Source organism: Paraburkholderia caffeinilytica (assembly GCF_051027425.1).
GTDB lineage: Bacteria > Pseudomonadota > Gammaproteobacteria > Burkholderiales > Burkholderiaceae > Paraburkholderia > Paraburkholderia caffeinilytica_A.
Window position 1 is genome coordinate 2,720,936 of record NZ_CP186553.1, and the last position, 24,695, is coordinate 2,745,630.

A 24,695-nucleotide genomic window follows, 5' to 3' on the forward strand; every position below is an offset into this window, starting at 1 on the left:
GACACCGAAGCGTCACAGCACTTTCTGAACCCTGGAGAATCTCTTGAAGAAACAATTCTTGCTCGCCGCAGGCGCGCTGGCCGCAGCCATGTCGTTCAACGCAATGGCCGCCGATACGTATCAACTCGATCCGACGCACACCTACCCGAGCTTCGAAACCGATCACTTCGGCGGACTCTCGATCTGGCGTGGCAAGTTCAAGAAGAGCAGCGGCACCGTGGTACTGGATCGCGCGGCGAAGACCGGCACGGTGGACGTGACGATCGATATGAGCTCGGTGGATATCGGTAACGACAAGCTCGACTCGGAACTGGTCACGGAGAAGTTCTTCGATGCCGCCAAGTACCCGACCGCGACCTACAAGGGCACGCAGATCCGCTTCGACGGCGATAAGCCGGTGGAAGTGATCGGCACGCTGACCCTGCATGGCGTAACCAAGCCGGTCAACCTGAAGATCGAATCGTTCAAGTGCATCATGAACCCGATGCTCAAGCGTGAAGTGTGCGGCACCGAATCGACCGCGACGTTCAATCGCGACGATTTCGGCGTCGACTTCGGCAAGACCTATGGCTTCAAGATGCAGACCACGTTGCATATTCAGGCCGAAGGCATCAAGCAGTAATAGCCGGTTTCCCTGCGGCTTGCGCCAGGCGCTCGCGGCAGGTGCAGTTGCGGCAACCGGTGGAAAAGATCGCCGCGTTGCCGCAACCTGCTCTCACGTTCAAGCGCCAAAGCACGTCTTCGCTCTGTCCTCCGCTCGCGAACGGAAATCATCTGCATTTTCCGTATAACGCCGCATCTGTCCATTCGAGATCATCGCTGCGCTAACCGGAATTTTGTCTGAACAATTCGCACATCCCAACAAATAGTCCCTTAAAACAGGCCTGATCTGTTCACCAAGCCGAATTTAATCGCCTGTTTGGCAGGACTTACGGGTCGACGCTTCCAGTTTTCGTCCGCACGAAAACTTGAGCGCGAAGAGTCGCCATAACTGCCCGCTTTTCGCCGATTCAAACCGCATGGTTAAACCGTAAAGTCGCCAGCACGGACATGACTCTTTGCTGGGGACGGCGCGGTGAATCAGGTGAAAAATGCGGCTCTGGTCGCGACGGCGGCAGTGGTGATGTCGATGGCGGGAGCCACACACGCCCAGGAAATTTATGTCCACGGCGGCACACTCGGCGCAGGCGTCGGCGCTGCGTTGCCGTTGACCTCGTGGGCCGGCGTGCATGCGGAATTCGAAGGACTCGGCTTCTCGCATTCGCTCAACGTCAGTGGAAACGAATACGACGGACACCTCAAGCTGCTGCAAGGCGGCTTGTATATCGATCTGTTCCCGTTTGCATCGAGCGGGTTTCGCGTGACGGCCGGCGCGCTGATCAACGACGACGAGCTGACGGCCCACGCGGTGCCGAACGCGCAAGGCAACTACAAGATCGGCGACGATTTCGTGCCGGCCGTGGGCGCAGCGCCCTCAACCACCGCCACGCTGCCGCACGTGATGCCCTATCTCGGCATCGGCTACGGCCACAAGCCGGTTTCGAAAGGATTCGGTCTGACGTTCGATCTCGGGGTGGCCTACGGCCGTCCGCACACGACATACAACGTGCCGCAGATTTATTCGCTCCTCACGACGCAGGCGAACATCGATCAGGAGGAGCAGAACATCAGCAACAAGATCGAGCGCTACAAGCTGTATCCGGTCGTGCAAATTGGTGTGAGCTATCGCTTCTAATCAGACTCACGTCCTGATTCGTCGGCAATGAGCCTTTAGCCCAATGGGATAAAGGCCGTTTGTCGTTCCCGGCACGAAAAAGTCCTCACATTCGAGGCACAAACAGGCTCGCCGCGCAGACGACCTCTTGTTATAATTCTCTCACCAAGTCGAACAAAACATAACGTTCCTCCCCACTGCGCGACAGGACCTCCATGCTGAAACCCGACCGCCTCCGCGCCCTCGCCGATGCGCTGGCCAAGCAGAGCGTAATGCGACTGCGCGACGCCGCCAGCCTGCTGGATGTATCGGAGATGACTGTCCGGCGCGATATCGCAGGCAGTCCGGAGCGATTCACGTATCTCGGCGGCTATATCGTCAGCGCGACCGACGTACCCAACAACGCCGGCTATTCGCTTGAAGAAGAGAAGGATCATTTCGCGCAAGCCAAGGCGGAAGCATCCGCGATTGCGGCGAAGCTCGTTGTCGATCATGAAACGATCTTCATCGATTGCGGCACGACACTCACCACGCTTGCACGCCTGATTCCGCTCGAACGTCACGTCACCGTAGTCTGCTATTCGCTGAATGTCGCGGAGATTCTGCGGCGCAAGCCGAACGTGCGGATGATTCTGCTGGGCGGCGTCTACGTGCCTTCCTCGGATTCGTTTGCGGGTGAAGAGAGTCTGGAGATGCTGCGCCGTATGGGCATCAATAAAGCATTTATTTCCGCGGGCGGTGTAGATAACGCACGTGGTGTGACCTGCTGGAACTTTCACGAAGTCGCGCTCAAACAGGCGGCCATGGCCAATGCCGTCGAACGGCATCTGGTGGTGGACCAGAGCAAGTTCGGCGTCGTCAAGGCGGTGCGCTTCTCGCAAATCGACGACTTCGACTCCATCATCACCGAAAACGGCCAGGAGCACCGCAAGCGCAAATAAATGCGCTTGGCGGCGGCGCGGCGCCGTCGAGCAAGCCCACGCGGCCTGCGTTCAGCGTCAGCTTTTGCGCTGCAATGCGAACAACGTCCCGGCGATCAGAATGAACGCGCCGATAATCACCTTCTGCCAGGTGCTCGGCACGCCAACCAGAATCAGCACACTGTTGATCAACGTCACCAGCACCACGCCGAGCAACGTGCCGGCCACGGTGCCGGTCCCGCCCGTAATGCGCGCGCCGCCCAGGATCACCGCGGCGATCACATCGAGTTCCGAGCCCACCAGATCGAACGGATTCGCGAGCCGGTTGTTCGACACGTGCAGAATGCCCGCTATGCCGGCCAGCATGCCTGTGTAACCGAACACGAACAGATGAATCGCCCGCAAGTTGTAGCCGAGCCGCTCGGCGATTGCGAGGCTGCCGCCCATCGCATAGACGCCGCGCCCCATCATGGTCCGGTTCAACAGCCACCAAGTGACAATAGCGGCCACCACGAGCGCCAGCACCGAAATGGGCAGCACCGCGCGCAGGCCTTCATTGGTGTGATAGAAAAACAGCGGAATCCGGCCGAAATGATCCATGCTGTGCGGAATGTTCATGAAGAACGTCGTGCCGATGAACGTCAACAGCAGGCCGCGGTATAAATACTGCGTGCCGATCGTGACGATCAGCGAAGGCGCTTTCAAACGATGCACCAGCAAGCCGTTGATAAGACCGAGCAGCACGCCGCCCAGCGCGCCGGTGATCAGGATCAGCGCGAACGGCGCGTCCGGCCACCAGGCGAACACTGCCTTCGTGATGCCGTACATCGTCAAAGCGGCGATCGCCGTGAACGAGACGTCGATGCCGCCGGACGCCAGCACAACAAGCGTGCCCAGCGCAAAAAGCGACATCGTGGTGGCCGAATGCAGCAGATCGAATAGCGTCGCAAGCTGAAAGAAGCGCGGATTGATCGCGCCGACAATCAGGCACGTCGCGGCGATCAACGCAACGGTGAACCATTCGGGGTTGCGCGCGAGCCTGGCCCGCAAGGTGGGCGGCTTGACCTCGGGTGCAACTTCGACGATGGTCGGCGTGGTCATGGTCTGGTTCATGCGCGACTGGATGCGCGAGTTCATGGATATCGACGTCCTTTATGCAGCTTCCGAAAGCAGCGCGTGATACAGGTCGGCTTCGCTCAACGTGTCGGCCTGATATTCGCTGGCTACACGTCCCTTCTTCATCATCAGGATGCGATCGCAGTTCTGCAGCAGTTCAGGCAGGTCGTCGCTGATCAGGATAATGCCAATGCCCCGTTGCGACAGGCGCTGCATGATGCGGTAGATGATGTCCTTCGATCCGACGTCGACGCCGACCGTCGGTCCATGCAGAATCAGCACGCGCGGATCGATGGCGAGCCAGCGGCCGATCAGCACGCGCTGCTGATTGCCGCCCGAGAGCGACTGCACAGGCTTGTCGACACCGGGCGTCGCGATCTGCAAATCGCTCACCGTCTGTTCCGCGAGCGCCTGTGCGCGCGTGCGATCGATCTGGCCGAAACGATCGCGCAAGCTGGAGATCATCGCGGTAATCACGTTGTCGCGGATCGACTTGTCGAGAAACAGCCCTTCATTCAGGCGGTCTTCCGGTACGTAGCCAATGCGATGATGTTTCGCATCTGATGGCGTGCGCAATGAAATGCTCTTGCCGTCGAGCATCACTTGCCCCGAATGCGCTGCCGCAACGCCGGCGAGTGCGCGAGCAAGTTCGTTACGCCCGGAATCGAGCAACCCGGTGACGCCGAGAATCTCGCCGCCATGCAGCGAGAACGACACGTCGCTGAACTGGCCCACGCGCGTGAGGCCGCGCACGTCGAGCACGACGTCCTGGCCAAACGCGCCTTCGCGATAGCGCTCGTTCGACAGATGGCGCCCGGTCATCAGCTCGCTGATCTGCGCTTTGGTGAATTCCGCGATCGGTCCCTGCGCCATTTTCTGGCCGTCGCGCAGCACGATGACCTCGCCGCCGATGGCATAGCACTCGTCGAGCTTGTGGCTCACGAACAGCACCGTCACGCCCTGCGCGCGCAGATTCGCGAGCACGGCGATCAGATTGTCGACTTCCTTTTGCGTGAGCGACGTGGTGGGCTCGTCCATGATCACAAACTTCGCTTCGCTGGCAATCGCGCGGGCAATGGCGACGAGCTGACGCGTGGCGAGCGGCAATTGCTCGATGAGGGTCGCCTGAAATTCGGCGTCGCCAGGCAAGCCAACCGATTCCAGTGCGCGCGCTGCCGTGCGCGCGAGCGCGCGCCGGTCGAAGGTACGTGCGAGCCGGCCTTCATGCGTGGCCAGCTCGGCAGTAAGCGCGACGTTTTCCGCCACGCTCATGTTGGGCAGTAACGAAAGGTCCTGATAGACCGTTTCGATTCCCGCAGCCAGCGATTCGAGTGCGGAAAGCCGCGCATGCCGAACGCCTTCGATCACGAGTTCGCCTTCATCAGGCGGCTGCGCGCCGGAGATGATCTTGATTAACGTGCTCTTGCCGCAGCCGTTCTCGCCGAGCAGATGATAGATCTGACCACGCTCGAACGACAGGCTCACCCCACGCAATGCATGCACACCGGTGAAACGCTTGTGCACGCCGACAACCTCCAAGAACGGTTGCGACGCGTCGGATCGCGGTAACTGCTGTGACTGTTGTGACCGCGGTGACGTTAAGTCTTGATTCATGATGGCCAGTCGCAAGTTAAGGCGTGCCCGCGCAGGCACGCCCCGAAAGAAGTCCCCGTGAAGAGACGTCATGACACATGAAGCATGAAACAAAAGACAAACCAACCTACACAGGCTCGATCAGAACGGATACTGCTTGTAGTTCGATTTGTCGACATTCACCCAACCCTGGCCGCGCACGATGATCCCTTTGCCCGGCCCCTTCGCGACGGTGACTTTCGTGTAGCCCGGAATGCCGAGATCGGCGCCGTTCTCGACCGTCTTGCCATCGATCAGCATCTGCGCAACCTTATTCATCGCAATGCCCGCCAGCTTCGGATCCCAGAACGCAATGCCGTTGATCGCGCCGCTTTCGAGGAACTTGCCGGCTTCAGTCGGCAGGCCCGTGCCGTAGACGCAGATCTTGCCCTGCATGCCGGCCTCTTCCACCGCACGGCCGATACCGATCACGTCGAGCGAGGACGAACCCTGGAAGCCTTTCAGGTCCGGATGCTTGCGCAGCACTTCCTTCGCGACTTCATAGGCGCGCTCGCCGTCGTTATTGGTTTCGAGTTTCGGCTCCACCAGATCCATCTTCGGATATTTGGCCTTGGCGTTGCCGATCCCGCCGTCCGCCCATTGCACCTGCGAACGGCTGCCGAGCGAACCGACCAGCGCCACCCACTTGCCGTCGCCATGCATGCACGAGGCGAGGCGCTCGTTCAGGCCGGCGCCGTACGCGGTGTTATCGAACGCTTCGATGTCGACCATCGTGTTCTTCGCGTTGTCGGCCTCGTGCGTGACGACCTTGATGCCGCGATCCATCGCCTTCTTCAGCGCCGGTTCGAGCGTCGGCGGATCGTAGGGCACCACCGCAATCGCGGTGACTTTCTTCGCGATCAGGTCTTCGATGATCTTCAGTTGCTGCGCGGCATCCGCGCGGCCCGGACCGGTCTGATACGCGGTCACGCCCGGATTGTCTTTCGCGAATTGCTTGACGCCGTCATCCATCCGGTTGAACCAGTTGATACCGGTCACCTTGACGACCGTGACGATCGTCTCGTTGGTTGCCGCGTGTGCCGCGGCGATCACGCCCACTGTAAGAGCGCCTGCTGCAAGCGCGGTACCCAGTCGAGTCAATTTCATGCAATGTCTCCTCTATCGTTCGATGTCGCCCCACTCCACCATCACGGACAGTCAGGGCTCGTTGTCCGCCACGTACTGAAATCCTGATGACGCTTCGCGTCAGATCGGCGCGCTAATTTTTCGACGCTGTGCCGGAACTCGCCGCACTGCCGCCACCGCCACCGCCACCGCCACCGCTCGCGCCGAAGCCGAAAATCGCGCGCACCCGCTCGCCGCCCGCAAATGCAAGCGACAACAGCAGCAGAAAACCCCATGCGCAATCGCCGAAAAACTGCGACACGCCCAACAGGTTGAACAGGCTGGAGAGAAACTGCAGCACGGTAGCCGCGAAAAACACGCAGATGATGCGGCCGTGACCGCCGGCAGGATTCACGCCGCCCATCACGGCGATCAGGATGGCGATCAGCAGATAAGAGTTCCCGTAGTCCCATTTCGCGCTGGACGTATGCGTCGCGCTGATCAGACCCGCGAGCGACGCAAGCACGCCGCACATCGCATAAGTCGTGATCAGCATCCATGCGCGCGGAATACCGGCGTAGAACGCGGCCTTGGGATTGGTGCCCATCAGATAGAGACGCAAACCGAACGGGCTGCGTTTGAGCAGCCATCCCAACACAACCACCGCGGCGATAAAGATGCAGAACGCGATCGGCACCTGAAACACGGTACCGTTACCGATATTCGACAACGGGTCGACATAGTCGACATGCACGGAAGCGCCATTGCTGAGCACCACCGCAAACCCCGTGAACAGCAGTTGCGTGCCGAGCGTACAAAGAATCGGCGTGAGCCTGAGCCGCGCGATGACCACACCGTTCAGCAGACCGCCGAGCAGCCCCATCACCACCACGATGACGCAGAAGAGCGACGTGTAGAGCGCCGGTGAGTCGTCGCCGTTGACGAAACGCGGCACGACCAGCGCGGCGACCATTCCGGACAGGTTAGCGAGCCCGACACCCGAGAGGTCGATCCCGCCGTTGCCCGACACCATCGACAACATGATGCCGAGCGCAAGCAGGCCGAGTTCGGGCAACTGTCCGCCCATCGACTGCAAGTTGTCGATATCGACGAATTGCCCGTGCGAGAGCCATGTCGCGACCAGCACGACGAGCACGTTGACGATCAGCAGAAAATTCAGCTGGCGGTCGCCGAACATTTTTCCAGCGGAAAACGAGGACTTCATGGTGAGCACGATCTCCTTCAGCCTTCGCGAATAGTCAGGACAGCGGTCAGGATGGCTGGGACATTCCGGCCGCCTGATTCAACACGCGGTTCACTTCGTCGAGGGTCGGCATGGAAGGCGCCGTACCCGGACGCGTGACGGAAATGCCCGCGAGCGCGCAGCCGAAACGCAGCGCCGTCATGGCGTCGTCGCCGCGTGCGAGAGCGGCCGCGAAGCCGCCCGTGAAGCCGTCACCGGCGCCGGCGGTCTCCACCACGCGGCCGCAGTGGTACGCCGGCACGAGCACGGATTGAGTGGCCGAGTGCAGCAGCGCGCCGGTTTCCCCCAACGTGACGATGACCGCGCCGACACCTTTGGCGAGCAGCACATCGGCGGCACGGCGCGCGTCGTCGGCATTCGCGATCGGCACGCCGGTGAGCGCGGCGGCTTCGGTTTCGTTAGGGGTAATGTAGTCGCACAACGGGAAGATGTCGTCGTCGAGCGGCAACGCGGGCGCCGGGTTGAACACCGTAACCACGCCATGCCGGCGCGCGACCTCAAGGCCGCGGCGCGCGGCAGCGAGCGGCTGCTCGAGCTGCGTGACGAACACGCGCGCGGCGGCGATGTCGGCTTCGATCGCATCGACGTCGGCGGCATTCATCGTGCCGGCCGCGCCGGAAGCGACGATGATCGCGTTGCCGCCCGTGGTGTCGTCGACGAAAATATGCGCCGCCCCTGTGGACACGCCCTCGATCACCGAGGCGCGCGCCGTGATGCCTTCCTTGGCCCACGTTGCGCGTGCGATCTCGCCGAACGCGTCGTTGCCGATGCGGGTGCAGAACACCACCTCGGCGCCGGCGCGCGCCGCTGCCACCGCCTGATTCGAGCCCTTGCCGCCCGGCCCCATCGCGAACGCCGTGCCGGTAATCGTCTCGCCGAGCAGGGGCATACGCGCGGCGCGAAACGTCAGGTCCGTGACGTAGATGCCGAGAATGACGACACGCCCGTTTCGTTGTAAAGACGTGCTCATTCGCCTTCTCCCTGGCGCTCCGTTTGCAGCGCGTTCATCGGGAAACAGCCGTGCGAGGCATTCGCCGCGCACAGCATGACGGCCTTCAACTGCAGATCCAGATACTTCAGCACGTTGTCTCCTTCATTTTCTGGTTGGCGTGCATGTTGTTCCGACATCCGGTCGGTCCGTCGGTCAGTCTCCGTACGGTATCCAGATGTTCTTCACCTGTACGGCCTGACGCAGAAACGGCCGGCCTTCGCTCGAACAGTCGAACCAGTCGAACTGGCGGCCGTGATCGACGAACGTACGCTTCAGATTGCCGATCGACTCGCGCTCGACCAGCGTCGAATCCGCCGCCTTGCCGAAACACCAGACAGCATCGACATCGTCGTGTTTGGCGAGGGCGGGAAGCAACGCGCCACGCTCACCCGTGACGATGTTCAGCACGCCGACCGGTACATCCGAGGTCTCGGCCACCTGATAAAAGTCGGTCACGGTGAGCGGACACGCCGCGCTCGGCAACACCACCACACGATTGCCCATGGCCAGCGCGGGCGCCACCAGCGACACGAAGCCGAGCAACGGCGCTTCGTCCGGACAGGCGATGCCGATCACGCCAAGCGGCTCGTGCATGGCCAGCGCGACGCCGCGCAGCGGCGGCGTATGCACGGCGCCGTCGAACTTGTCGGCCCACGCCGCGTACGTGAAGAGACGCGCCATCGCGGCCTCGACTTCGGCATGCGCCGCGGCTTCCGTTGCACCGTTTCTCGTCACCAGTTGCCGAGCGAACTCGTCCGCACGAACGGCCAGATTCTCCGCGAGATAGAACAGCACCTGAGCGCGGTTATGCGTACTCGCCTGCGACCATTTCTGCGCCGCGCGCGCCGCTTCGACCGCGTTGCGAATGTCCTTGCGGTTCCCCTCGCCCACTTCACCGACCAGCGTGCCATCCGGCGCGTGAACCGGCAACGAATAGCCGCTGTCGGGGCGCACCTGCTTGCCGCCGATAAAGAGCTTCGCGGTGCGATCGATCAGCGTGACGTTCGACAACGGATCGCGCTCGCCGGCACCGCCTGCCGGTTCAGCACGCACGGCCTGACGGACAGGAAGATTGAGCCAGGCACGCGGTTTCAGATATTCGTAGATGCCCTCACGACCGCCTTCACGACCATAGCCCGACTCGCGGTAACCGCCGAAGCCGACCGCCGCATCGAACAGATTGGTCGCGTTGATCCATACGACGCCGCAAGCAAGCCGCGGCGCGATATCCAGCGCACGGCCGATGGTCTCGCTCCACACGCTCGCGGCGAGCCCGTAGCGCGAATTGTTGGCGAGCGCGATCGCTTCATCCGGCGTACGAAAGCTCATCGTGACCAGCACCGGTCCGAAGATTTCCTCCTGCGCGAGAATGGAAGCCGGCGCCACGCCGGTCACGAGCGTGGGCGGATAGAAACAGCCGCCGGCGGGCATCGTCCTATCGGGCGACTGCCACACCGCACAGCCTTCACGCCGCCCGGTTTCCACCAGCGACTGAATGCGTTCGAGCTGCACCGGATCGACGATCGCGCCGATATCGATACTCTTATCGAGCGACGTGCCGACGCGCAGCGTTTCCATGCGGCGCTTCAGCTTCGCGATGAAGCGCGCTTCGACGCCTTCTTGCACAAGCAGGCGCGAGCCCGCACAGCAGACTTGCCCCTGGTTGAACCAGATCGCGTCGACCACACCTTCGACGGCGCCGTCGAGATCCGCATCGTCGAACACGATGAACGGAGACTTGCCGCCGAGTTCGAGCGTCAGCGATTTGCCCGAGCCGGCCGTGGCCGCGCGAATCAGGCGTCCGACTTCGGTCGAACCGGTGAAAGCGATCTTGTCCACTTGCGGATGCTCGACGAGCGCGGCGCCGGTGCGGCCGTCACCCGTCACGACGTTCAGCACGCCCGCCGGCAAACCCGCTCGATGGGCAAGTTCGGCGAACAGTAGCGCGGTAAGCGGCGTGTATTCAGCCGGTTTCAACACGACGCAGTTACCCGTCGCAATCGCCGGTGCGATCTTCCACGCGAGCATCAGCAGCGGAAAATTCCACGGCACGATCTGGCCGACCACACCGAGCGGCGCGTAATCGGCGAATTCGCTCTCCTGCAACTGCGCCCAGCCCGCGTGATGCAGGAAGTGCCGCGCGACGAGTGGCACGTCGATATCGCGCGTTTCACGAATCGGCTTGCCGTTGTCGAGCGCCTCGAGCACGGCAAAGAGGCGGCTATGACGCTGCACCATGCGCGCGAGCGCATACAGATGCCGCGCCCGCCCGGCGCCGCCGAGCGCGAGCCAGCCCGGCTGCGCGGCGCGCGCGGCGGCTACCGCGGCGTCGACATCGGCCGCGTCGCCCTGGGCAAGTGCGGCGAGCCGCTCGCCCGTGGCGGGGGCGTGCGAGACAAAGCGCTCACCGGCGGCGGGCGCCTGCCACGCTCCGCCGATGAAATGCCCGAAGCCCGCCTCATGCTGCGCGAGCCATGCGCGCGCGGGTTGATCGTCCTCGGGTGCGGGACCGTACTCCATCGATGAAAAATACTCAGCTACGCTCATGGGATCGGTCTTCTGTTCAGGCTACGGGGTGACGGTTGAAAGCGGAGTAACGGCCGCTCACGTGATGTTCGAGCTGACGTTCGATATCGGCCAGCAGGCTCGACGCGCCGATACGGAACAGCTCCGGTTCGAGCCACGGGCGGCCGAGTTCCTCCTTCATGAGGATCTGATAGGACAGCACGGACTTCGCGCTCGACACGCCGCCCGCCGGTTTGAAGCCGATCGGCACGCCGGTGCGCTCCTGGTACTCGCGGATCATGCGCACCATCACCAGCGAAACGTCCAGCGTGGCGTTGACGCCTTCCTTGCCGGTCGACGTCTTGATGAAGTCGGCGCCGGCCATCATGCAGACCATCGAGGCGCGCGCCACGTTGGAGAGCGTGCGGATATCGCCGGTTGCCAGAATCGCCTTCAGATGCGCCGGGCCGCAGGCCGCGCGGAAGTCGCGCACTTCGTCGTAAAGCGCCTGCCAGTTGCCGGTCAGCACATATTCACGCGTGACGACAATGTCGATTTCCTGTGCGCCGTCCGCGACCGAGGCCTCGATCTCTTTCAGCTTCAGCGGATGCGGAATCAGCCCGGCGGGAAATCCTGTCGATACCGCGGCGACCGGAATGCCGCTGCCCTGCAGCGCATCCACCGCCGCCGCAACGAAGCGGTGATACACGCAGACCGCGCCCGTCGTGATGCCGCGCGGCGCGATGCCAAGCGCTTCCAGCAGATCGGCCCGCACGGGTTGACGCGCCTTCGCACAAAGACGGCGCACGCGCCCTTCGGTGTCATCGCCGTTGAGCGTGGTGAGGTCGATGCAGGTGACGGCTTTCAGCAGCCAGGCCGCCTGCGCATCTTTCTTGACGCTGCGGCGCGTTCCGAGCGTGGCCGTGCGCCGCTCGACCGCGGACTGGTTGACGCGCAAGCCGTCCAGCCAGGACGCGTCGAACGGCATGCCCGGATTGCGAACCGGATGGACGAGCGGGCCGCCGCGCAACGCGACGACCGAAGAAGACAGCACTGGGGCTTCAGGCATAAGACATCCGGAAATTTGACGCGGCGCACAACATCCGCCGACAAGTTATTCGCACTTATGCTACATCGATTGGTAGAATCATAACAAGCTTTGCGATGCAATCGTTACATAAATGGGTGCTTAAGCCCTGTTATGGGCCGTGATGTTATTGACGCACCATATTCATGATGCGAAGATCACAACACGGTTTCGACCGCCAGCACCATACAAAGAGAAAAATTTCGTCGTCTCGACGAAGGAGACATGCCACATGAGTGAGCCGGTTGCGGTCGCGCCATCGCCTCAGGTTCCATTGATCCGCGTTGCGGGCGTCACCAAGCGATTTGGCGGCGTGCAAGCGCTGCGCGGCGTCAGCCTTGACGTGTTGCCGGGCGAAGTCCACGCCTTGCTCGGCGAAAACGGCGCGGGCAAATCCACGTTGATCAAGATTCTCAGCGGCGTTCATACCTACGACGACGGCGTCATCGAAATCGCCGGCGAGAAAGTGGCGTTCGATTCGCCGGCGCGCTCGCGTGAAGCGGGCATCGCCGTGGTCTACCAGGATCTGAGCCTGGTCGAATCGCTGTCGGTCGGCGCGAATCTGATGCTGGGACGCGAGCCTCGCACGCGTCTCGGTTTCGTAAAGAACCGGCAACTGATGGCGACCGTCAGCGACTTCCTCCGCTCGCACGGCATTCCGCTCGATCCGCGCACACCGGTTGGCACGTTGCCGTTCGCGTACCGGCAAATGACCGAAATCTGCAAGGCGCTGATGGGCGACGTGCGCGTGCTGATCCTCGACGAGCCCACGTCAGCGCTGACGGGCGGTGAAGAGCAGATCCTGTTCGACGCGATTCGCACGGTCACGAATCGCGGCGTCGGCGTGATCTACGTGACGCATCGGTTGAACGAGGTGTTCCGGATTTCGCAGCGTGTCACCGTGTTTCGCGACGGAGCCAATGCCGGTGTGTTCCAGACGGCGCAGACCGATATGAAGCAACTGGTCGCGGCGATCGTGGGCCCTGGCCACGCCGCGTTGCAGGCGAGGGAGCGGACGGCTGCCGGCATGGCGAGTGAAGAGTCTGTGCTCGAGCGGCACACATTGGCCACGTTCCATGCCGCCGCGGCGCCCATGCTCAAGTTGTCGAACGTCAGCAACGACCGGCTTCACCACGTCGACCTCATAATTCGCCGTGGCGAGATCCACGGGCTCGCGGGATTGATCGGCAGCGGGCGCACGGAAATACTGCAAACCATCTTTGGCATTCGCAGGATCGAGGCGGGTGCCATCGTGATCGACGGTCAATCCCACACGCGGATCACGCCCGCCGCAGCCATCCAGCTCGGCGTGGCGCTGGTACCCGAAGATCGCCATCTTGAAGGGCTCGTTCTCGAACATTCGATCGAGCGCAACCTGACCTTGCCGCGCCTGCCGCAATTTTCCCGCTGGGGATGGCTGCGCAGCCAGGCGGCCGTCCACCAGGCGAAGCGCTCGATGAGCGAGCTGTCCGTCAAGGCACCGGGCTCGTCGACCGCGGTTAAATTCCTGTCCGGCGGCAACCAGCAGAAAGTGGTGTTTGCAAAGTGGAACCATCCGCGCCCCAAGATTCTTCTGCTCGACGAACCGACGGTCGGTGTCGACGTCGGCGCCCGCGAGGAAATCTACGGCGTGGTCCATGACGCCGCGCAGGCGGGCACCGGCGTGCTCGTCGTGTCCTCGGACCTCGACGAACTGTTGCGCCTGTGCAGCCGGATTTCGATCGTTGCGGACGGCTCGATCGTCAAGACGGTCGAACGCGCCGAACTCGCCAACGCCGAGGCGCTTCATCACCTGATCCAACTGTCCCGTTCTTCCATCGAGCACGCAATATGAACGACTCCGTCTCGCCGCTGACGTCTGAACGGCAGGCATCGCCACCGCAGAAAAGCCGTATGCGGCGTATCGCGCAACTGCTGCTGCAAGGCGACCGCCCCTACGCGCTCTACGGCGCGTTCGCGATCCTGCTGGTGGTGTTCAGCTTCGCCTCGCCCTGGTTTCTTTCCGTCGACAATTTCCTGAATATCGGCCGCCAGACTGCACTCGTGTCGATCGTCGCAATCGGCATGACCTTCGTGATCATTGCGCGGCAGATCGATCTGTCGGTGGGATCGACCTTGGCACTGTCGGGCATGTCCGCGGCGCTCGCCATGTCGCATGTCAGCGACAGCTGGATCATCGGCGCGATTGCCGGCATCGGCACCGGCGCAATCGTCGGCGCGATCAACGGGGTCGTGACCACGCGGCTGAACATTCCCTCGTTTCTCGTGACGCTCGGCACCTTGAGCGCGGCACGCGGACTCGCGCTGATGGTGACGACAACGCGGCCCGAGATCATCACCAACGACTCGTTCATCTCGATCTTCGGCGAGGGTGACATTGCCGGTGTGCCGGTGCCGATTATCTGGACGGTGCTGACCGTGATCGCCGGCATCCTGCTGCTGCACTACAGCGTGTTCGGCCGGCAGATCTATGCGGCCGGCGGCAATCCAACGGCGGCGCTCTACTCCGGCATCAACACGCGGCGCGTGACCACCCTCGCCTTCATTCTCACCGGTGCGCTGGCCGGGCTCGCCGCGCTCGTGCTCGCCGCGCGCTCGCATGCGGCACGGCCCGACGTCGTGCAAGGACTCGAACTCGATGTGATCGCTTCGGTGACGCTCGGCGGCTGCAGTCTGTTCGGCGGCCGCGGCTTTGTACTCGGCACGCTGCTCGGCAGTCTCATCATCGGCACGCTCAATAACGGGCTGGTTCTGCTCGGCGTCAGTTCATCGCTGCAGCTGGTTATCAAGGGGGCGATCATCGTCGCGGCTGTGGCTTTCACCAGAAAATGAGCTGGAAGTGAGTACGAAGTAACCCAGGAAGTAACGAGGTGCACGTCGATCACACGTGAAGTCATGTGCCCGCGTTGTTCGTGAATGGCAGGAGACGTAACACAAACATGAAGACCAACGGAGAAGAATCATGAAACATCGTCGTGGCTCAGGAAGTGTTCTACCCAGCGTCATCGCGACGGCGGCCGCCGTCATGGCGCTGGCAGCGTCGGGCGCTTACGCGCAATGCGTGACCAGCCTGCCGGCCGGTTCGATCGGACCGAAGACGATTGTCGGGCAAGGGCCGAACGGCGAAAAAGCTGCTTCGGTGGATGCCGTGAAGCTGAGCGACGCCGACATCGCCAAAATCAAGGCCGGCAAATTCAAGGTCGGCATTTCGATGCAGACCATGAATCTCGACTGGTCGCAATTGCAGGTGCAAGGCATCACGGATACGCTCAGGAAATACGGCGTGGAAGTGATCGGCACGGCGTCGGCGGAATACCAGGTCGACAAGCAGATCGCGGATATCGAGAACACCATCCAGCGCCATCCGGACGGCATCATCTCGATTCCGGTCGACGGCACGGCCACGGCCGCCACCTACAAGAAAGTGTCCGAAGCCGGGATCAAACTCGTGTTCATGGACAACGTGCCGACCGGCCTCAAGCATCCTGAGCAATACGCGTCGATGATTTCCGCCGACAGCGAAGGCAACGGCCAGATCGCGGCGAAAGTGCTCGCTTCGTGCGTTCCACAGGGGGCCACCATCGGGCTCGTGAATTTCGGCGTGGATTACTTCAGCACGACGGAACGCACCAAGGCCGTCAACGACTGGATCAAGAAAAATCGCCCGGACATCAAGGTCAAGCAGGTTGCCTTTACGGATCCGTCGAAGGTCGGGCAAATCGCAGGCGATTTCCTCACCGGGAATCCGGACGTCAAGGGGCTGTTCGCCGTTTGGGATCAACCGGCGCTCGACACGCTGACGTCGATGCGGGCACAAGGCGTGAATATTCCCGTCACGACGGTCGATCTCGGCCTTCAGTCCGCGATCGAGATTGCCAAAGGCGGACCGCTCAAGGCAACCGGCTCGCAGCGCCCATACGATCAAGGCGTAGCCGAAGCCATGGCGATGATGAAGGCGCTGATCGGCCAGACGCCGCCGGCGTGGATCGGCGTTCAGTCTCTGCCGGTGGTTCAGTCGAATGTGCTCGAGTCGTATAAGACGGTGTTCAAGAAGGACCCGCCGCCCCAGCTTGCGGACGCGTGCAAGAAAGCCAAGCCGGCTTGCGGGTAAAACTCTCGGCACGGTACCTTGCTCCGGTGGAGCAAGGTACTCATACGGTCTGGCTTTCCGCAAACACGGACTATGCGCTTGTCCGTTGCCTCGTATACGGCAAACTCAAATGCGATAAATCCGTTCCGCATTCTCCACAAACAAAGCACGCTGCTCGGCGGCTGTCGCGCCCGAGACGATCCTCGCATACGCATTCCACAACGCCGCATAGCTGGCATGCAGCCGATCGACAGGGAAATTCGACGCGAACATACAGCGCGGCACGCCAAACGCATCGATTGTCTCGAGTACATAGGGACGGAAGCTTTCCACCGTCCAGTGGTGATCGAACATGGCCAGCCCGCTGATCTTCACCGATACATTCGCGTGGCGCGCAAGGCGGCGCAAGCCGTCGCGCCATGCCCGATAACCGCCCACGGTGTCCCGGTCGACAAACATGCCCGCATGATTGACGATGAACGGCGTCTGCGCATTGGCTTCGATCAGCGTCGACGCCGCATCCACCTGCGAGGGATATAACTGCAGATCGAAGGACAGCCCGAATTCCCTCAGTAGTCTGAAGTGTTCCAACCAGCGCGGTTCGCTCAGATAATCGAGCGCGACATAGTTATACCGGGGATCGCCGTGCCGGTTGAGCACCTGACGAATGCCCCGCACGTTGCGGTGGGCCGCCGCATCGGCCAGCAGCGCGCCCGCATCCGCGCGCAGCAGGTCGACACCCGCGACGATACCCTCGGGCTTGCCCGACGACAGCGGATCGTCCGCGAGCGCCTGCAGCCAGTCGACTTCCGTCGGAGACGTCCACGCGTCATGAATCGCCTCGACATGCACGACCTTCAGCACGTCGATCTCCGCGGCGCTGTCGGCGAACAACGCATCGGGTCCGTACACCCTGGGCAGCCGGGCGGTATCGCCCGAAAACGCCGGCTGGGCAGCATCCAGCCAGCTGTAGCGCAACGTATCGGCGTCCCAGAAATGAATGTGCGGATCGACTACTTGCATGGCTCTCCCCTGTCTGCGGCGTCACGCCATATGGAACATCGGTTTAAGCGGGTGCTCACGTGGGCGCCCGTCAGGATGTGTCGCCATCAGATCCGCCATATAGGCCCACCAGCGCTTCATCACGTCCTCGTCGGCAAGCCGGTTCATCGTGTGATTCGCAGATCGCTTGAGCACCGCGAACAGGTGATGAGTCTCGTCGTCGAGAAATATCCAGTAGTCGGCGATGCCCGCATCGCGCAAGATCTGCGTGAGTTCTGGCCAGATTGCGTCGTGCCGCGCGCGATAAGCCGCCTCTTCGCTTGGCCTCAATTGCATCCGGAATGCGATCGTTTCCATGCACCCTCGCTCATTGCAGATTGACGAACAGGCCTCCGTCGACCAGCAGCGCCGCGCCGTTCACGTAGCGCGCCATATCCGAGGCGAGGAACACCACGCAGTCGGCAACGTCGTCCGGCTCCCCGAGCCTGCCGAGCGGAATCCGCCGCTCGAAATAGGCGGTCTTGCCGGGCGCGCTCAGGTCGGCCTCGTTGATCTCGGTCCGGATCGTGCCCGGCAAAACCGAATTGCAACGGATCCGGTGCGGCCCCAGCGCGACCGCGCACGACTGCATTAGCGCGTGCACGCCGGCCTTGGTCGGCGTGTAATGAGTCTGCAGCGCACCGCCGACGAGCGCGCTGATCGAGCTCGTCGCGACGATCGCCCCGCCCCCGCCTTGCCGGACCATCTGTTTCGCCGCCGCCTGCGCGACATGGAACGCCCCATGCAGATTGACTTCCATGGTCCGCTGCAATAGCTCGGACGGCAGATCGAGAAACGCGTGAAACGGGCAGATGCCGGCGTTGCTCGCGAGCACGTCGACTCGTCCGAATGCATCGACCGCGCGAGCCACGAGGTCCACAGCCGTCTCCGGACGCGCGATATCGCCCGGCACAGCGATCGCTTCACGCCCGGCGCCGCGGATCTCGTCGAGCAGGCTGTCGATCTGATGATCGAGCTGTCCCGGCAGCAGCGGATTGCTCCAGTAGTTCAGCACGACATGAGCGCCGTGCCGCGCACATGCCAGCGCGATCGCGCGCCCGATGCCTCGCGACCCGCCCGTCACCACCACGACCTTGTCTTTGAGCAGCATGGATGCCCCTCCAGTGGCCTGCCACGAGCCGGGATCAACGTGCATACGGCCGCTGGGTGTGCACCTCTGGATTCAGCCTGACGCCGAAACCCGGCGTGTCGGGCACCTTCATCCTGCCGTTGACGGGCACGGGCTCGTCCAGCAGCAGCGGCGCGAACATCGGGACGACCCGGCCGGCATCCGGCGCCATCATCAGGAACTCGGCGAACGGACTGTTGTGACGCGTCGTCACGAAGTGATAGCTGTAAACCGACGAACCATGCGGGATCACCAGCACGCCCCGCGCATCCGCCAGCGCCGAGATCTTGATCAGTTCGGTGATACCGCCGCACCAGCCGACGTCGGGCTGGATGATGTCGCAGCACTCCATTTCGAGCAGCATCCGGAAACCCCAGCGCGTGGCTTCGTGCTCACCCGTCGTTACCAGCATGCCGCGCGGAACGTTAGCGCGCAGTTGCGCGTAGCCCCAATAATCGTCGGGCGGCAGGCATTCCTCGACCCACTTGAGACCGAATTCCTGCGCACGATGCGCGAGCTTCGTCGCGTACGGCAGATCGAGGCTCATCCAGCAGTCGTACATCAACCAGAAGTCCGGGCCGACCCGGCTTCGCATGTCGGCCAGCTTCTCGAGATTGCGGCGCAGCCCATCCTCCTGCTCCGCGGGACCATGCTGCAGCGGCAGCTTGCCGCCGATAAAACCCATTTCCTTTGCGAGATCCGGCCGCGCACCGGTCGCATAGAATTGCAGTTCGTCCCGAACCTTGCCGCCGAGCAGTTGATGCACCGGTTCGCCGCGAATCTTTCCCAGCAGGTCCCAGAGCGCCAGATCGACGCCGGAGATCGCGTTCAGCACGACACCCTTGCGTCCGTAATAGAGCGTCGCGTAATACATCTGATCCCACATCTTTTCGATGTCGGTCACGCGCTGCCCTTCGATAAAGCGGGCCAGGTGCCGCTCGACGATAAACGCGCCGATCTCGCCGCCCGTCGTCACGGCAAAACCCACGGTGCCGTCGCTCGCCTCGATCTCGATGACGAGCGTGCCCAATACGTTAATGCCGAACGACTGGCGGCTTTGCCGATACTCCGGATAACGCGCCATCGGCGTCGCGATGTGATCGTCGATCCAATGGCCGCTGCCCTGGTCGTGATAGTCGGCGCCGCCGCCTCGAACCGTCAGCGCGCGGATGTGTCGAATGGTGGGCATGCTCATGAACGTCACTCCATATACGAAAGACCGGATCGCAACGGGCGGCGAGGCTTAGTGCGCCCAGCGCAGCACAAGTGCGTCGAGGCGCCGTGCGATTTCGACAAGACTCTGGCGGGTAGCCGGATGAAGCGGCGTCAGCGGCCGGCGCGGCGTGTCGGAGGCGATAATCCCGCCCTCCTTCATTAAAGCCTTGCACGCCATCAGGCCGGACTGGCGATTCTCGAAGTTGATCAACGGCAGCCATTTCTCGTAGATACGCACCGCCTCCTCGCGATTGCCCGCCAGGTATTCGCGAATGATCGGCTGCAAGCCGTCCGGGTAGCCGGCTCCCAGCACACTGCCGGTCGCGCCCGCGTCGAGATCCGCGAGCAGCGTGATCGCTTCTTCGCCGTCCCACGGCCCTTCGATGGCGTCGCCGCCCAGCTCGATCAGTTCGCGCAGCTTGGCGGCCGACTGGGGTACCTCGATCTTGAAGTAGCTCAGGTTAGGAATCTCGTGTGCCATCCGCGCAAGAAAAGCAGCCGACACCTGGGTACCGCTCATCGGCGCATCCTGATACATGATGGGAATCTCGATGCGCTCCGATACGTCGCTGAAGAACGCATGGATCGCCGCTTCGCCGCACCGGATCGTGGCGCCGTGATACGGCGGCATGATCATGACCATCGCCGCGCCACGCGCCTGTGCGTCATGGCTGCGCTCCGCGCAGATGCGCGGGTTGAAATGCGTCGTGGTCACGATCACCGGCACGCGCCCGGCCACATGATCGAGTATCGTCGCGGTCAGGCGCTCGCGTTCGGGGTCCGACAGCGAAAACTGCTCCGAGTAGTTCGCGAGAATGCAGAGACCATCCGCACCGGCGTCGATGATGAAATCGATGCAGCGTTTCTGGCCCTCGAGATCGAGGTTCCCCTGTTCGGTAAAGATCGTCGGAGCAACGGAATACGCTCCTGTGTAACGGCGTACGCCGGGCGACACTCGGTTCATTGTGGCTCCTTAATTTTGATTAGCATTCCGTATTTATCTATACAATCGTATCTATCAGATATCACGTTGAAGATTCACGACAGGAAAGAACGGTTCCGGCGAACGTCAGACCCGGCCGTACCGTCCACGCAACCCATCGGTCACGCCACACAGGATCGCCTGCAGTTTCGTGCGCTTTTCCTTGGCGTGAAGCAAAATGAACGCGACATGCTTCAACGTGATCAGGTTGATCAGCAACATTGCCGGATAGCGGCGCCAGTAGTCGCGCGCCACCAGAATGCAATTGCGTGCCGCGTAATAGTGGCGCAAGGCGCTCTGATCGAAGATGTCGACCTGCGGCCAATGCTGGTGCGCCGGCGGCTTGCCGAGCTCATGCGGTAGCGACACGTCCGCGTTCACGCACACCGGCACGCCGTGAGCCTGCGCGCGCATGCAGTATTCGGCGTCGACGTGGTCGATGAAAAAATCCTCGCGGAACTGTCCGAGCTCCCGGTACGCTTCCAGCGAGATGGCGGTTCCCGATGAGATGATCACCGAGCAGCGCAGCAGGCCGTGCGCGCCGTCGTTGATCCGCTTGATCTGCGCCGACCAGCGGCGCACCGTGAAGAGCGGCAGATCGCGGTTGAAGTTCAGGTTGAATATTCGCGGCCCGACCAGGAACCGGCGATCGCCCACCGCGGCGCATCCTTCCAGCATGCGGTCGAAATAATCGTCCGGGATATAGGAGTCCTGGTCGAAAATGAAAAAGACATCGCAGCCGCGATCGATCAGAAACTGAACGCCCGCATTGAACGCCCCGGCGATACCGCCACGATTCCGGTTGACGACCACGTCGACGCCATGCGCTCTTAGCCGCGTGTGCAGTTGCTCGTCCACGCTCGGGGAGTTATCGACAGCCACGACCACAGGGCTCAATCGTGGCAAATCCACCAGATGGTCGACCTGCTCCTGGGTCGGTTTGTAAAGCGTGATCAGTGTGCCATGCTTCATGACGGCGCCTCGTTGCGAAGAGATGATGGTCTCTCGCCCCTGCCTGCGAGCGAGTCCGTCCTCCTGTCGATCGACTGCGTCCCGTACCGGCACGGTGCGCTGCGGCGTTTCCCCACTTGTCTGGAAACCCCGCGGCCCGCCCGTTATTTCGCGTACAGCTTGATCACGCTCGCATGCACGACGCGCGTGATCTCTTCCATCCGCCAGCGGATATGCGTATCCGTCAGCGCCATGCAACGTTCGACGTCGCGTGCCGCCAGCGCATCGAGGATATGCAGATGCTCGGTGAACGCCTCGTTGCGCCGCTGGTCGACGTCCACCCACCGCACGTAGTGGATCCGCGCGTTGATACCCTGCAGCACCCGGCCGATTTCCGCGTTGCCCGACAGCGCGGCCAGCTCCAGGTGAAACGTCTCATCCTTGACGACGAGCTCGTCGGACGGCATCCGCTCCGCGCTCTTCATCACCTGCTTCCACGACCTGCGCAACGTCTTGATGTCGTTGTCCGACGCCCGTTCGCAAGCCAGCATCACCGCGGTCGATTCGATCGTGCGGCGCAACTCGAAAAGATCGAACACTTCTTTCCCATCCAGTTCCCGAATGAAAAAACCCCGGTTCGGCACGAAGGTCAACAGGTTCTCCGCCACCAGCCGGTTAAGCGCCTCGCGGATCGGCGTACGGCTGACGTCGAAGCGCTCCGCCAGTTCCAGTTCGTTGACCCGCTCGCCGGGGCGGATCTTGTACAGCACCGCCATCTGCTTCAACTGCTCGTAAATCTCGTTTACCGTCAGTCCTGCCCGCTTGGGCGCGCTGGTTTCCCGCGCCCCCGGACGCACCATCACGGAATTCGCAGCCATCGTGTCTCCTGGTTCATTTCGCTACAGCTCATTATCGACTACACCTGCCGGCCGCCCGATGGCCGCCGCCTCCACATTCGTTCAAATCGTAAATAGCCGGCCAAACTGCGGCAAGCGGTCTTCGACGCCGCCGAGCCGCAACGCATGCCAGGCCAATGCATGATTACTCGACAAAACCGGCTTGCCCAGCTTTGCTTCGATCTCGGCGATGGCGTCGGCGAGCCGCAGACTCGTGCAGGAAACGAACACCGCATCGACGTCCGGATCGCGGCCCAGTTCGAGTACCGCGTGTTCGAGCGAGGCGCGATCGATACGGGCCACTTCGTTGTCGTCGCGATGCTCGAACGAGCCGACACTGACCACATCGACGCCGCGCGCCTTGAGGTAATGGCTCATTGCGTCGTTGATCGGGCGCTCATACGGCGTCAGCAACGCCACCCGCCGGGCGCCGAGCGCGTCGAGCGCGATGCGCGCGGCGGTGATGGGCGTCGTACAGGCGACGCCCGGGCGCGCCTCGCGGATACGTTCGAACACCCGCTCCTCGCCCAGCACCATCGAAGCCGACGTGCAACCGAACGCGACCACATCGAGATGCTCGCCAGGGCGAATCAGCTCGACCGCCGCCGCGATCCGGCCGTCCATCTCGGCGAGCGTCTCAGCCGTGATCTCGGCCGAATTGGCAACCCGGCTTTCGTAGAACGCCACACCGTCGAACGACAGCATGCGCCGCCACTCAAACTCGATCGTATGATCGGTCGCCAGCACGACGAGGCCGATCGCCGCGCGCCCCGCGATCCCGTCGTCCAGCGAAAAACCGAAGCGCGCGTATGCGCCCGGAGGAGAGTCGATAAGGCTCGATTGAAGTTCGCTCACTGCAGTGTCATCCCTGTGATGTCGATGTCGGGGCGTCGACCACTCATCAGGTCGACGAGTATCTTCGCGGTGCCGCACGACATGGTCCAGCCCATATGACCGTGCCCGGTGTTGAAGAACAGGTTGCGATGCCGGGTCGGGCCGATCAGCGGCGTGCCTTCAGGCGTCATTGGCCGCAGGCCCGCCCAGTACGACGGACGCTGATAATCCGCGCCGTTCGGAAACAGCGCCTTCGAGGTCTGCAGCATGTGCGAGAAATCCGCCGGCGAATGGTTCGTGTCGTACCCGCAGAACTCCGCCGTCGCCGTCAGCCTCAAGCGTTGCCCGAACCGCGCCCATGCGACCAGTTGGCTCTCCTCGACGCCACCGAGCGTCGGCGGCTCGTGCGACGCGTCGATCGGCAGCGTGACCGAATAGCCCTTGACCGGGTAAATCGGCAGACGATAGCCGAGCCGGCGTGCGAGGAACGGTGAATATGAACCTAGCGCGAGCACATAACGATCGCCGCTCACCTGGCCTCGCGATGTGTCGACGTAATCAATCTGGTCCGCGCTCGCGCGCACCTCGCGGATCGTCGTGCCCAACTGGAACTCGACACCGAGTTCCCGGCATCGCCGTTCGAGTTCGCGAGTAAACAAATGCGCGTCGCCGCTTTCGTCGGATGGGCAGTAGATCGCGCCTTCTATGCCGCTCGCCGAAGCCGCGAGCGCCGGTTCCCGCGCAATCACCGCGTGCCGGTCCAGCGTCAGGAGCGGCAGCCCGCTATCGGCCAGGATCGACATGTTCGACACGCCACGCTCGAACGACGCAGGATCACGGTACAGATACAGCAATCCGCGGCTGATGCGGTCGTATGTCAGCCGCTCGGCCTGGGTTGTCTGCTGCAGCAGTTGCTGCGAATAGCGGCACAGGCGCACCTTGCGCGATGTGTTCAAACGCGAACGCTCAACCGTGCAGTTGCGCAGGAACAGCCAGCACCAGGCCCACATCCGCCAGTCCGCATTCAACTTGAGCCGCAACGCCTGCCCCTCCGCGAAGAGCGACTTCAACAGAATTTTCGGCGCGCGCGGCGACGCCCACGTGTACGAGTGGCCCGGCGCGATCAAGCCCGCATTGGCAAAACTGGTTTCGAGCGCGACACCTTCGCATCGATCAACCACGACGACTTCGTCGCCCGCTTTCGCGAGGAAATAAGCTGTGGTCACACCAACGATGCCGCCGCCCAGAACGACCGTTTTCATC

The 24,695-nt window shown here is 62.4% G+C and carries 22 protein-coding genes; 6 read left to right on the forward strand and 16 right to left on the reverse strand.

Translation table 11 applies throughout. The features are described from left to right. Positions 1-43 precede the first annotated feature (43 nt). The 3 genes from ACOSV0_RS32510 to ACOSV0_RS32520 all read left to right on the forward strand — a co-directional run bounded on the left by ACOSV0_RS32510 (position 44) and on the right by ACOSV0_RS32520 (position 2,655). Complete coding sequence (locus ACOSV0_RS32510) at positions 44-622, forward strand: YceI family protein (protein ID WP_434111616.1); 579 nt, start codon at positions 44-46, stop codon at positions 620-622. 501 nt (positions 623-1,123) lie between these two features. Beyond that, complete coding sequence (locus ACOSV0_RS32515) at positions 1,124-1,735, forward strand: hypothetical protein (RefSeq protein WP_434115944.1); 612 nt, start codon at positions 1,124-1,126, stop codon at positions 1,733-1,735. A gap of 194 nt (positions 1,736-1,929) precedes the next feature. After that, on the forward strand, positions 1,930-2,655 hold the full coding sequence (locus tag ACOSV0_RS32520; protein ID WP_434111618.1) for a DeoR/GlpR family DNA-binding transcription regulator: 726 nt from the start codon (positions 1,930-1,932) through the stop codon (positions 2,653-2,655). A gap of 57 nt (positions 2,656-2,712) precedes the next feature. On the opposite strand, the gene ACOSV0_RS32525 is transcribed toward ACOSV0_RS32520, so the two are convergent. The 7 genes from ACOSV0_RS32525 to deoC form a co-directional block, all read right to left on the reverse strand. After that, positions 2,713-3,771, reverse strand: coding sequence for an ABC transporter permease (locus tag ACOSV0_RS32525; protein WP_434111620.1), 1,059 nt, complete (start codon positions 3,769-3,771; stop codon positions 2,713-2,715). 15 nt (positions 3,772-3,786) lie between these two features. Then, positions 3,787-5,364 (reverse strand): sugar ABC transporter ATP-binding protein, encoded by a 1,578-nt coding sequence (locus tag ACOSV0_RS32530; protein WP_434111622.1) that lies wholly within the window; start codon positions 5,362-5,364, stop codon positions 3,787-3,789. Between the two features lie 120 nt (positions 5,365-5,484). Further along, positions 5,485-6,489, reverse strand: coding sequence for an autoinducer 2 ABC transporter substrate-binding protein (locus ACOSV0_RS32535; protein WP_434111624.1), 1,005 nt, complete (start codon positions 6,487-6,489; stop codon positions 5,485-5,487). A 112-nt stretch (positions 6,490-6,601) separates the two neighbouring features. Continuing rightward, positions 6,602-7,672, reverse strand: a complete 1,071-nt coding sequence (locus ACOSV0_RS32540) for an ABC transporter permease (RefSeq protein ID WP_434111626.1) — start codon at positions 7,670-7,672, stop codon at positions 6,602-6,604. Positions 7,673-7,718: 46 nt separating this feature from the next. Next, positions 7,719-8,681, reverse strand: a complete 963-nt coding sequence (gene rbsK / locus ACOSV0_RS32545; RefSeq protein WP_434111628.1) for a ribokinase — start codon at positions 8,679-8,681, stop codon at positions 7,719-7,721. A 174-nt stretch (positions 8,682-8,855) separates the two neighbouring features. Further along, on the reverse strand, positions 8,856-11,249 hold the full coding sequence (locus ACOSV0_RS32550) for an aldehyde dehydrogenase family protein (RefSeq protein WP_434111630.1): 2,394 nt from the start codon (positions 11,247-11,249) through the stop codon (positions 8,856-8,858). A 16-nt stretch (positions 11,250-11,265) separates the two neighbouring features. Beyond that, positions 11,266-12,276, reverse strand: coding sequence for a deoxyribose-phosphate aldolase (gene deoC / locus ACOSV0_RS32555; protein ID WP_434111632.1), 1,011 nt, complete (start codon positions 12,274-12,276; stop codon positions 11,266-11,268). A gap of 250 nt (positions 12,277-12,526) precedes the next feature. Between deoC and ACOSV0_RS32560 the strand changes: the two genes are divergently transcribed. The 3 genes from ACOSV0_RS32560 (at position 12,527) to ACOSV0_RS32570 (ending at position 16,405) form a co-directional block, all read left to right on the forward strand. Continuing rightward, positions 12,527-14,128: a sugar ABC transporter ATP-binding protein gene (locus tag ACOSV0_RS32560; RefSeq protein WP_434111633.1), complete on the forward strand. Its 1,602-nt coding sequence runs from the start codon at positions 12,527-12,529 to the stop codon at positions 14,126-14,128. Beyond that, complete coding sequence (locus tag ACOSV0_RS32565; RefSeq protein WP_434111635.1) at positions 14,125-15,126, forward strand: ABC transporter permease; 1,002 nt, start codon at positions 14,125-14,127, stop codon at positions 15,124-15,126. The genes ACOSV0_RS32560 and ACOSV0_RS32565 overlap by 4 nt, the downstream gene beginning before the upstream one ends. Positions 15,127-15,256: 130 nt before the next feature. Continuing rightward, positions 15,257-16,405 carry a substrate-binding domain-containing protein gene (locus ACOSV0_RS32570; RefSeq protein WP_434111636.1) on the forward strand — a complete coding sequence of 383 codons (1,149 nt, stop codon included), beginning with the start codon at positions 15,257-15,259 and terminating at the stop codon, positions 16,403-16,405. 105 nt (positions 16,406-16,510) lie between these two features. Here ACOSV0_RS32570 and ACOSV0_RS32575 read toward each other — a convergent pair whose 3' ends face one another. The 9 genes from ACOSV0_RS32575 to ACOSV0_RS32615 form a co-directional block, all read right to left on the reverse strand. Beyond that, the gene (locus ACOSV0_RS32575) at positions 16,511-17,407 is read right to left on the reverse strand and encodes an amidohydrolase family protein (protein ID WP_434111638.1); all 897 of its coding nucleotides are present in this window, start codon (positions 17,405-17,407) and stop codon (positions 16,511-16,513) included. A 21-nt stretch (positions 17,408-17,428) separates the two neighbouring features. Next, complete coding sequence (locus ACOSV0_RS32580) at positions 17,429-17,743, reverse strand: L-rhamnose mutarotase (protein ID WP_434111639.1); 315 nt, start codon at positions 17,741-17,743, stop codon at positions 17,429-17,431. A gap of 10 nt (positions 17,744-17,753) precedes the next feature. After that, complete coding sequence (locus tag ACOSV0_RS32585; protein ID WP_434111641.1) at positions 17,754-18,536, reverse strand: SDR family NAD(P)-dependent oxidoreductase; 783 nt, start codon at positions 18,534-18,536, stop codon at positions 17,754-17,756. A 34-nt stretch (positions 18,537-18,570) separates the two neighbouring features. Further along, positions 18,571-19,749 carry an L-rhamnonate dehydratase gene (gene rhmD, locus ACOSV0_RS32590; RefSeq protein WP_434111642.1) on the reverse strand — a complete coding sequence of 393 codons (1,179 nt, stop codon included), beginning with the start codon at positions 19,747-19,749 and terminating at the stop codon, positions 18,571-18,573. Between the two features lie 48 nt (positions 19,750-19,797). Beyond that, positions 19,798-20,733, reverse strand: coding sequence for a dihydrodipicolinate synthase family protein (locus tag ACOSV0_RS32595; protein ID WP_434111644.1), 936 nt, complete (start codon positions 20,731-20,733; stop codon positions 19,798-19,800). A 105-nt stretch (positions 20,734-20,838) separates the two neighbouring features. Continuing rightward, a complete protein-coding gene (locus tag ACOSV0_RS32600; protein ID WP_434111645.1) occupies positions 20,839-21,723 on the reverse strand; it encodes a glycosyltransferase family 2 protein in 885 nt (294 codons plus the stop codon). A gap of 143 nt (positions 21,724-21,866) precedes the next feature. Next, positions 21,867-22,580, reverse strand: a complete 714-nt coding sequence (locus ACOSV0_RS32605) for a GntR family transcriptional regulator (RefSeq protein WP_074296133.1) — start codon at positions 22,578-22,580, stop codon at positions 21,867-21,869. A gap of 81 nt (positions 22,581-22,661) precedes the next feature. Continuing rightward, the gene (locus ACOSV0_RS32610; RefSeq protein WP_434111647.1) at positions 22,662-23,453 is read right to left on the reverse strand and encodes a maleate cis-trans isomerase family protein; all 792 of its coding nucleotides are present in this window, start codon (positions 23,451-23,453) and stop codon (positions 22,662-22,664) included. Then, positions 23,450-24,694 (reverse strand): D-amino acid dehydrogenase, encoded by a 1,245-nt coding sequence (locus tag ACOSV0_RS32615; protein ID WP_434111649.1) that lies wholly within the window; start codon positions 24,692-24,694, stop codon positions 23,450-23,452. Before ACOSV0_RS32615 ends, ACOSV0_RS32610 begins: the two co-directional genes overlap by 4 nt. Position 24,695 lies beyond the last annotated feature (1 nt).

What these genes read in the sequence shown, in the direction of transcription:
- ACOSV0_RS32515 (WP_434115944.1), top strand. Translation starts at nt 1,124, where the DNA reads ATGTCGATGGCGGGAGCCACACACGCCCAGGAAATTTATGTCCACGGC.
- ACOSV0_RS32520 (WP_434111618.1), top strand. Translation starts at nt 1,930, where the DNA reads ATGCTGAAACCCGACCGCCTCCGCGCCCTCGCCGATGCGCTGGCCAAG.
- ACOSV0_RS32525 (WP_434111620.1), bottom strand. Translation starts at nt 3,771, where the DNA reads ATGAACTCGCGCATCCAGTCGCGCATGAACCAGACCATGACCACGCCG.
- ACOSV0_RS32530 (WP_434111622.1), bottom strand. Translation starts at nt 5,364, where the DNA reads ATGAATCAAGACTTAACGTCACCGCGGTCACAACAGTCACAGCAGTTA.
- ACOSV0_RS32535 (WP_434111624.1), bottom strand. Translation starts at nt 6,489, where the DNA reads ATGAAATTGACTCGACTGGGTACCGCGCTTGCAGCAGGCGCTCTTACA.
- ACOSV0_RS32540 (WP_434111626.1), bottom strand. Translation starts at nt 7,672, where the DNA reads ATGAAGTCCTCGTTTTCCGCTGGAAAAATGTTCGGCGACCGCCAGCTG.
- rbsK (WP_434111628.1), bottom strand. Translation starts at nt 8,681, where the DNA reads ATGAGCACGTCTTTACAACGAAACGGGCGTGTCGTCATTCTCGGCATC.
- ACOSV0_RS32550 (WP_434111630.1), bottom strand. Translation starts at nt 11,249, where the DNA reads ATGAGCGTAGCTGAGTATTTTTCATCGATGGAGTACGGTCCCGCACCC.
- deoC (WP_434111632.1), bottom strand. Translation starts at nt 12,276, where the DNA reads ATGCCTGAAGCCCCAGTGCTGTCTTCTTCGGTCGTCGCGTTGCGCGGC.
- ACOSV0_RS32560 (WP_434111633.1), top strand. Translation starts at nt 12,527, where the DNA reads ATGAGTGAGCCGGTTGCGGTCGCGCCATCGCCTCAGGTTCCATTGATC.
- ACOSV0_RS32565 (WP_434111635.1), top strand. Translation starts at nt 14,125, where the DNA reads ATGAACGACTCCGTCTCGCCGCTGACGTCTGAACGGCAGGCATCGCCA.
- ACOSV0_RS32570 (WP_434111636.1), top strand. Translation starts at nt 15,257, where the DNA reads ATGAAACATCGTCGTGGCTCAGGAAGTGTTCTACCCAGCGTCATCGCG.
- ACOSV0_RS32575 (WP_434111638.1), bottom strand. Translation starts at nt 17,407, where the DNA reads ATGCAAGTAGTCGATCCGCACATTCATTTCTGGGACGCCGATACGTTG.
- ACOSV0_RS32580 (WP_434111639.1), bottom strand. Translation starts at nt 17,743, where the DNA reads ATGGAAACGATCGCATTCCGGATGCAATTGAGGCCAAGCGAAGAGGCG.
- ACOSV0_RS32585 (WP_434111641.1), bottom strand. Translation starts at nt 18,536, where the DNA reads ATGCTGCTCAAAGACAAGGTCGTGGTGGTGACGGGCGGGTCGCGAGGC.
- rhmD (WP_434111642.1), bottom strand. Translation starts at nt 19,749, where the DNA reads ATGAGCATGCCCACCATTCGACACATCCGCGCGCTGACGGTTCGAGGC.
- ACOSV0_RS32595 (WP_434111644.1), bottom strand. Translation starts at nt 20,733, where the DNA reads ATGAACCGAGTGTCGCCCGGCGTACGCCGTTACACAGGAGCGTATTCC.
- ACOSV0_RS32600 (WP_434111645.1), bottom strand. Translation starts at nt 21,723, where the DNA reads ATGAAGCATGGCACACTGATCACGCTTTACAAACCGACCCAGGAGCAG.
- ACOSV0_RS32605 (WP_074296133.1), bottom strand. Translation starts at nt 22,580, where the DNA reads ATGGCTGCGAATTCCGTGATGGTGCGTCCGGGGGCGCGGGAAACCAGC.
- ACOSV0_RS32615 (WP_434111649.1), bottom strand. Translation starts at nt 24,694, where the DNA reads ATGAAAACGGTCGTTCTGGGCGGCGGCATCGTTGGTGTGACCACAGCT.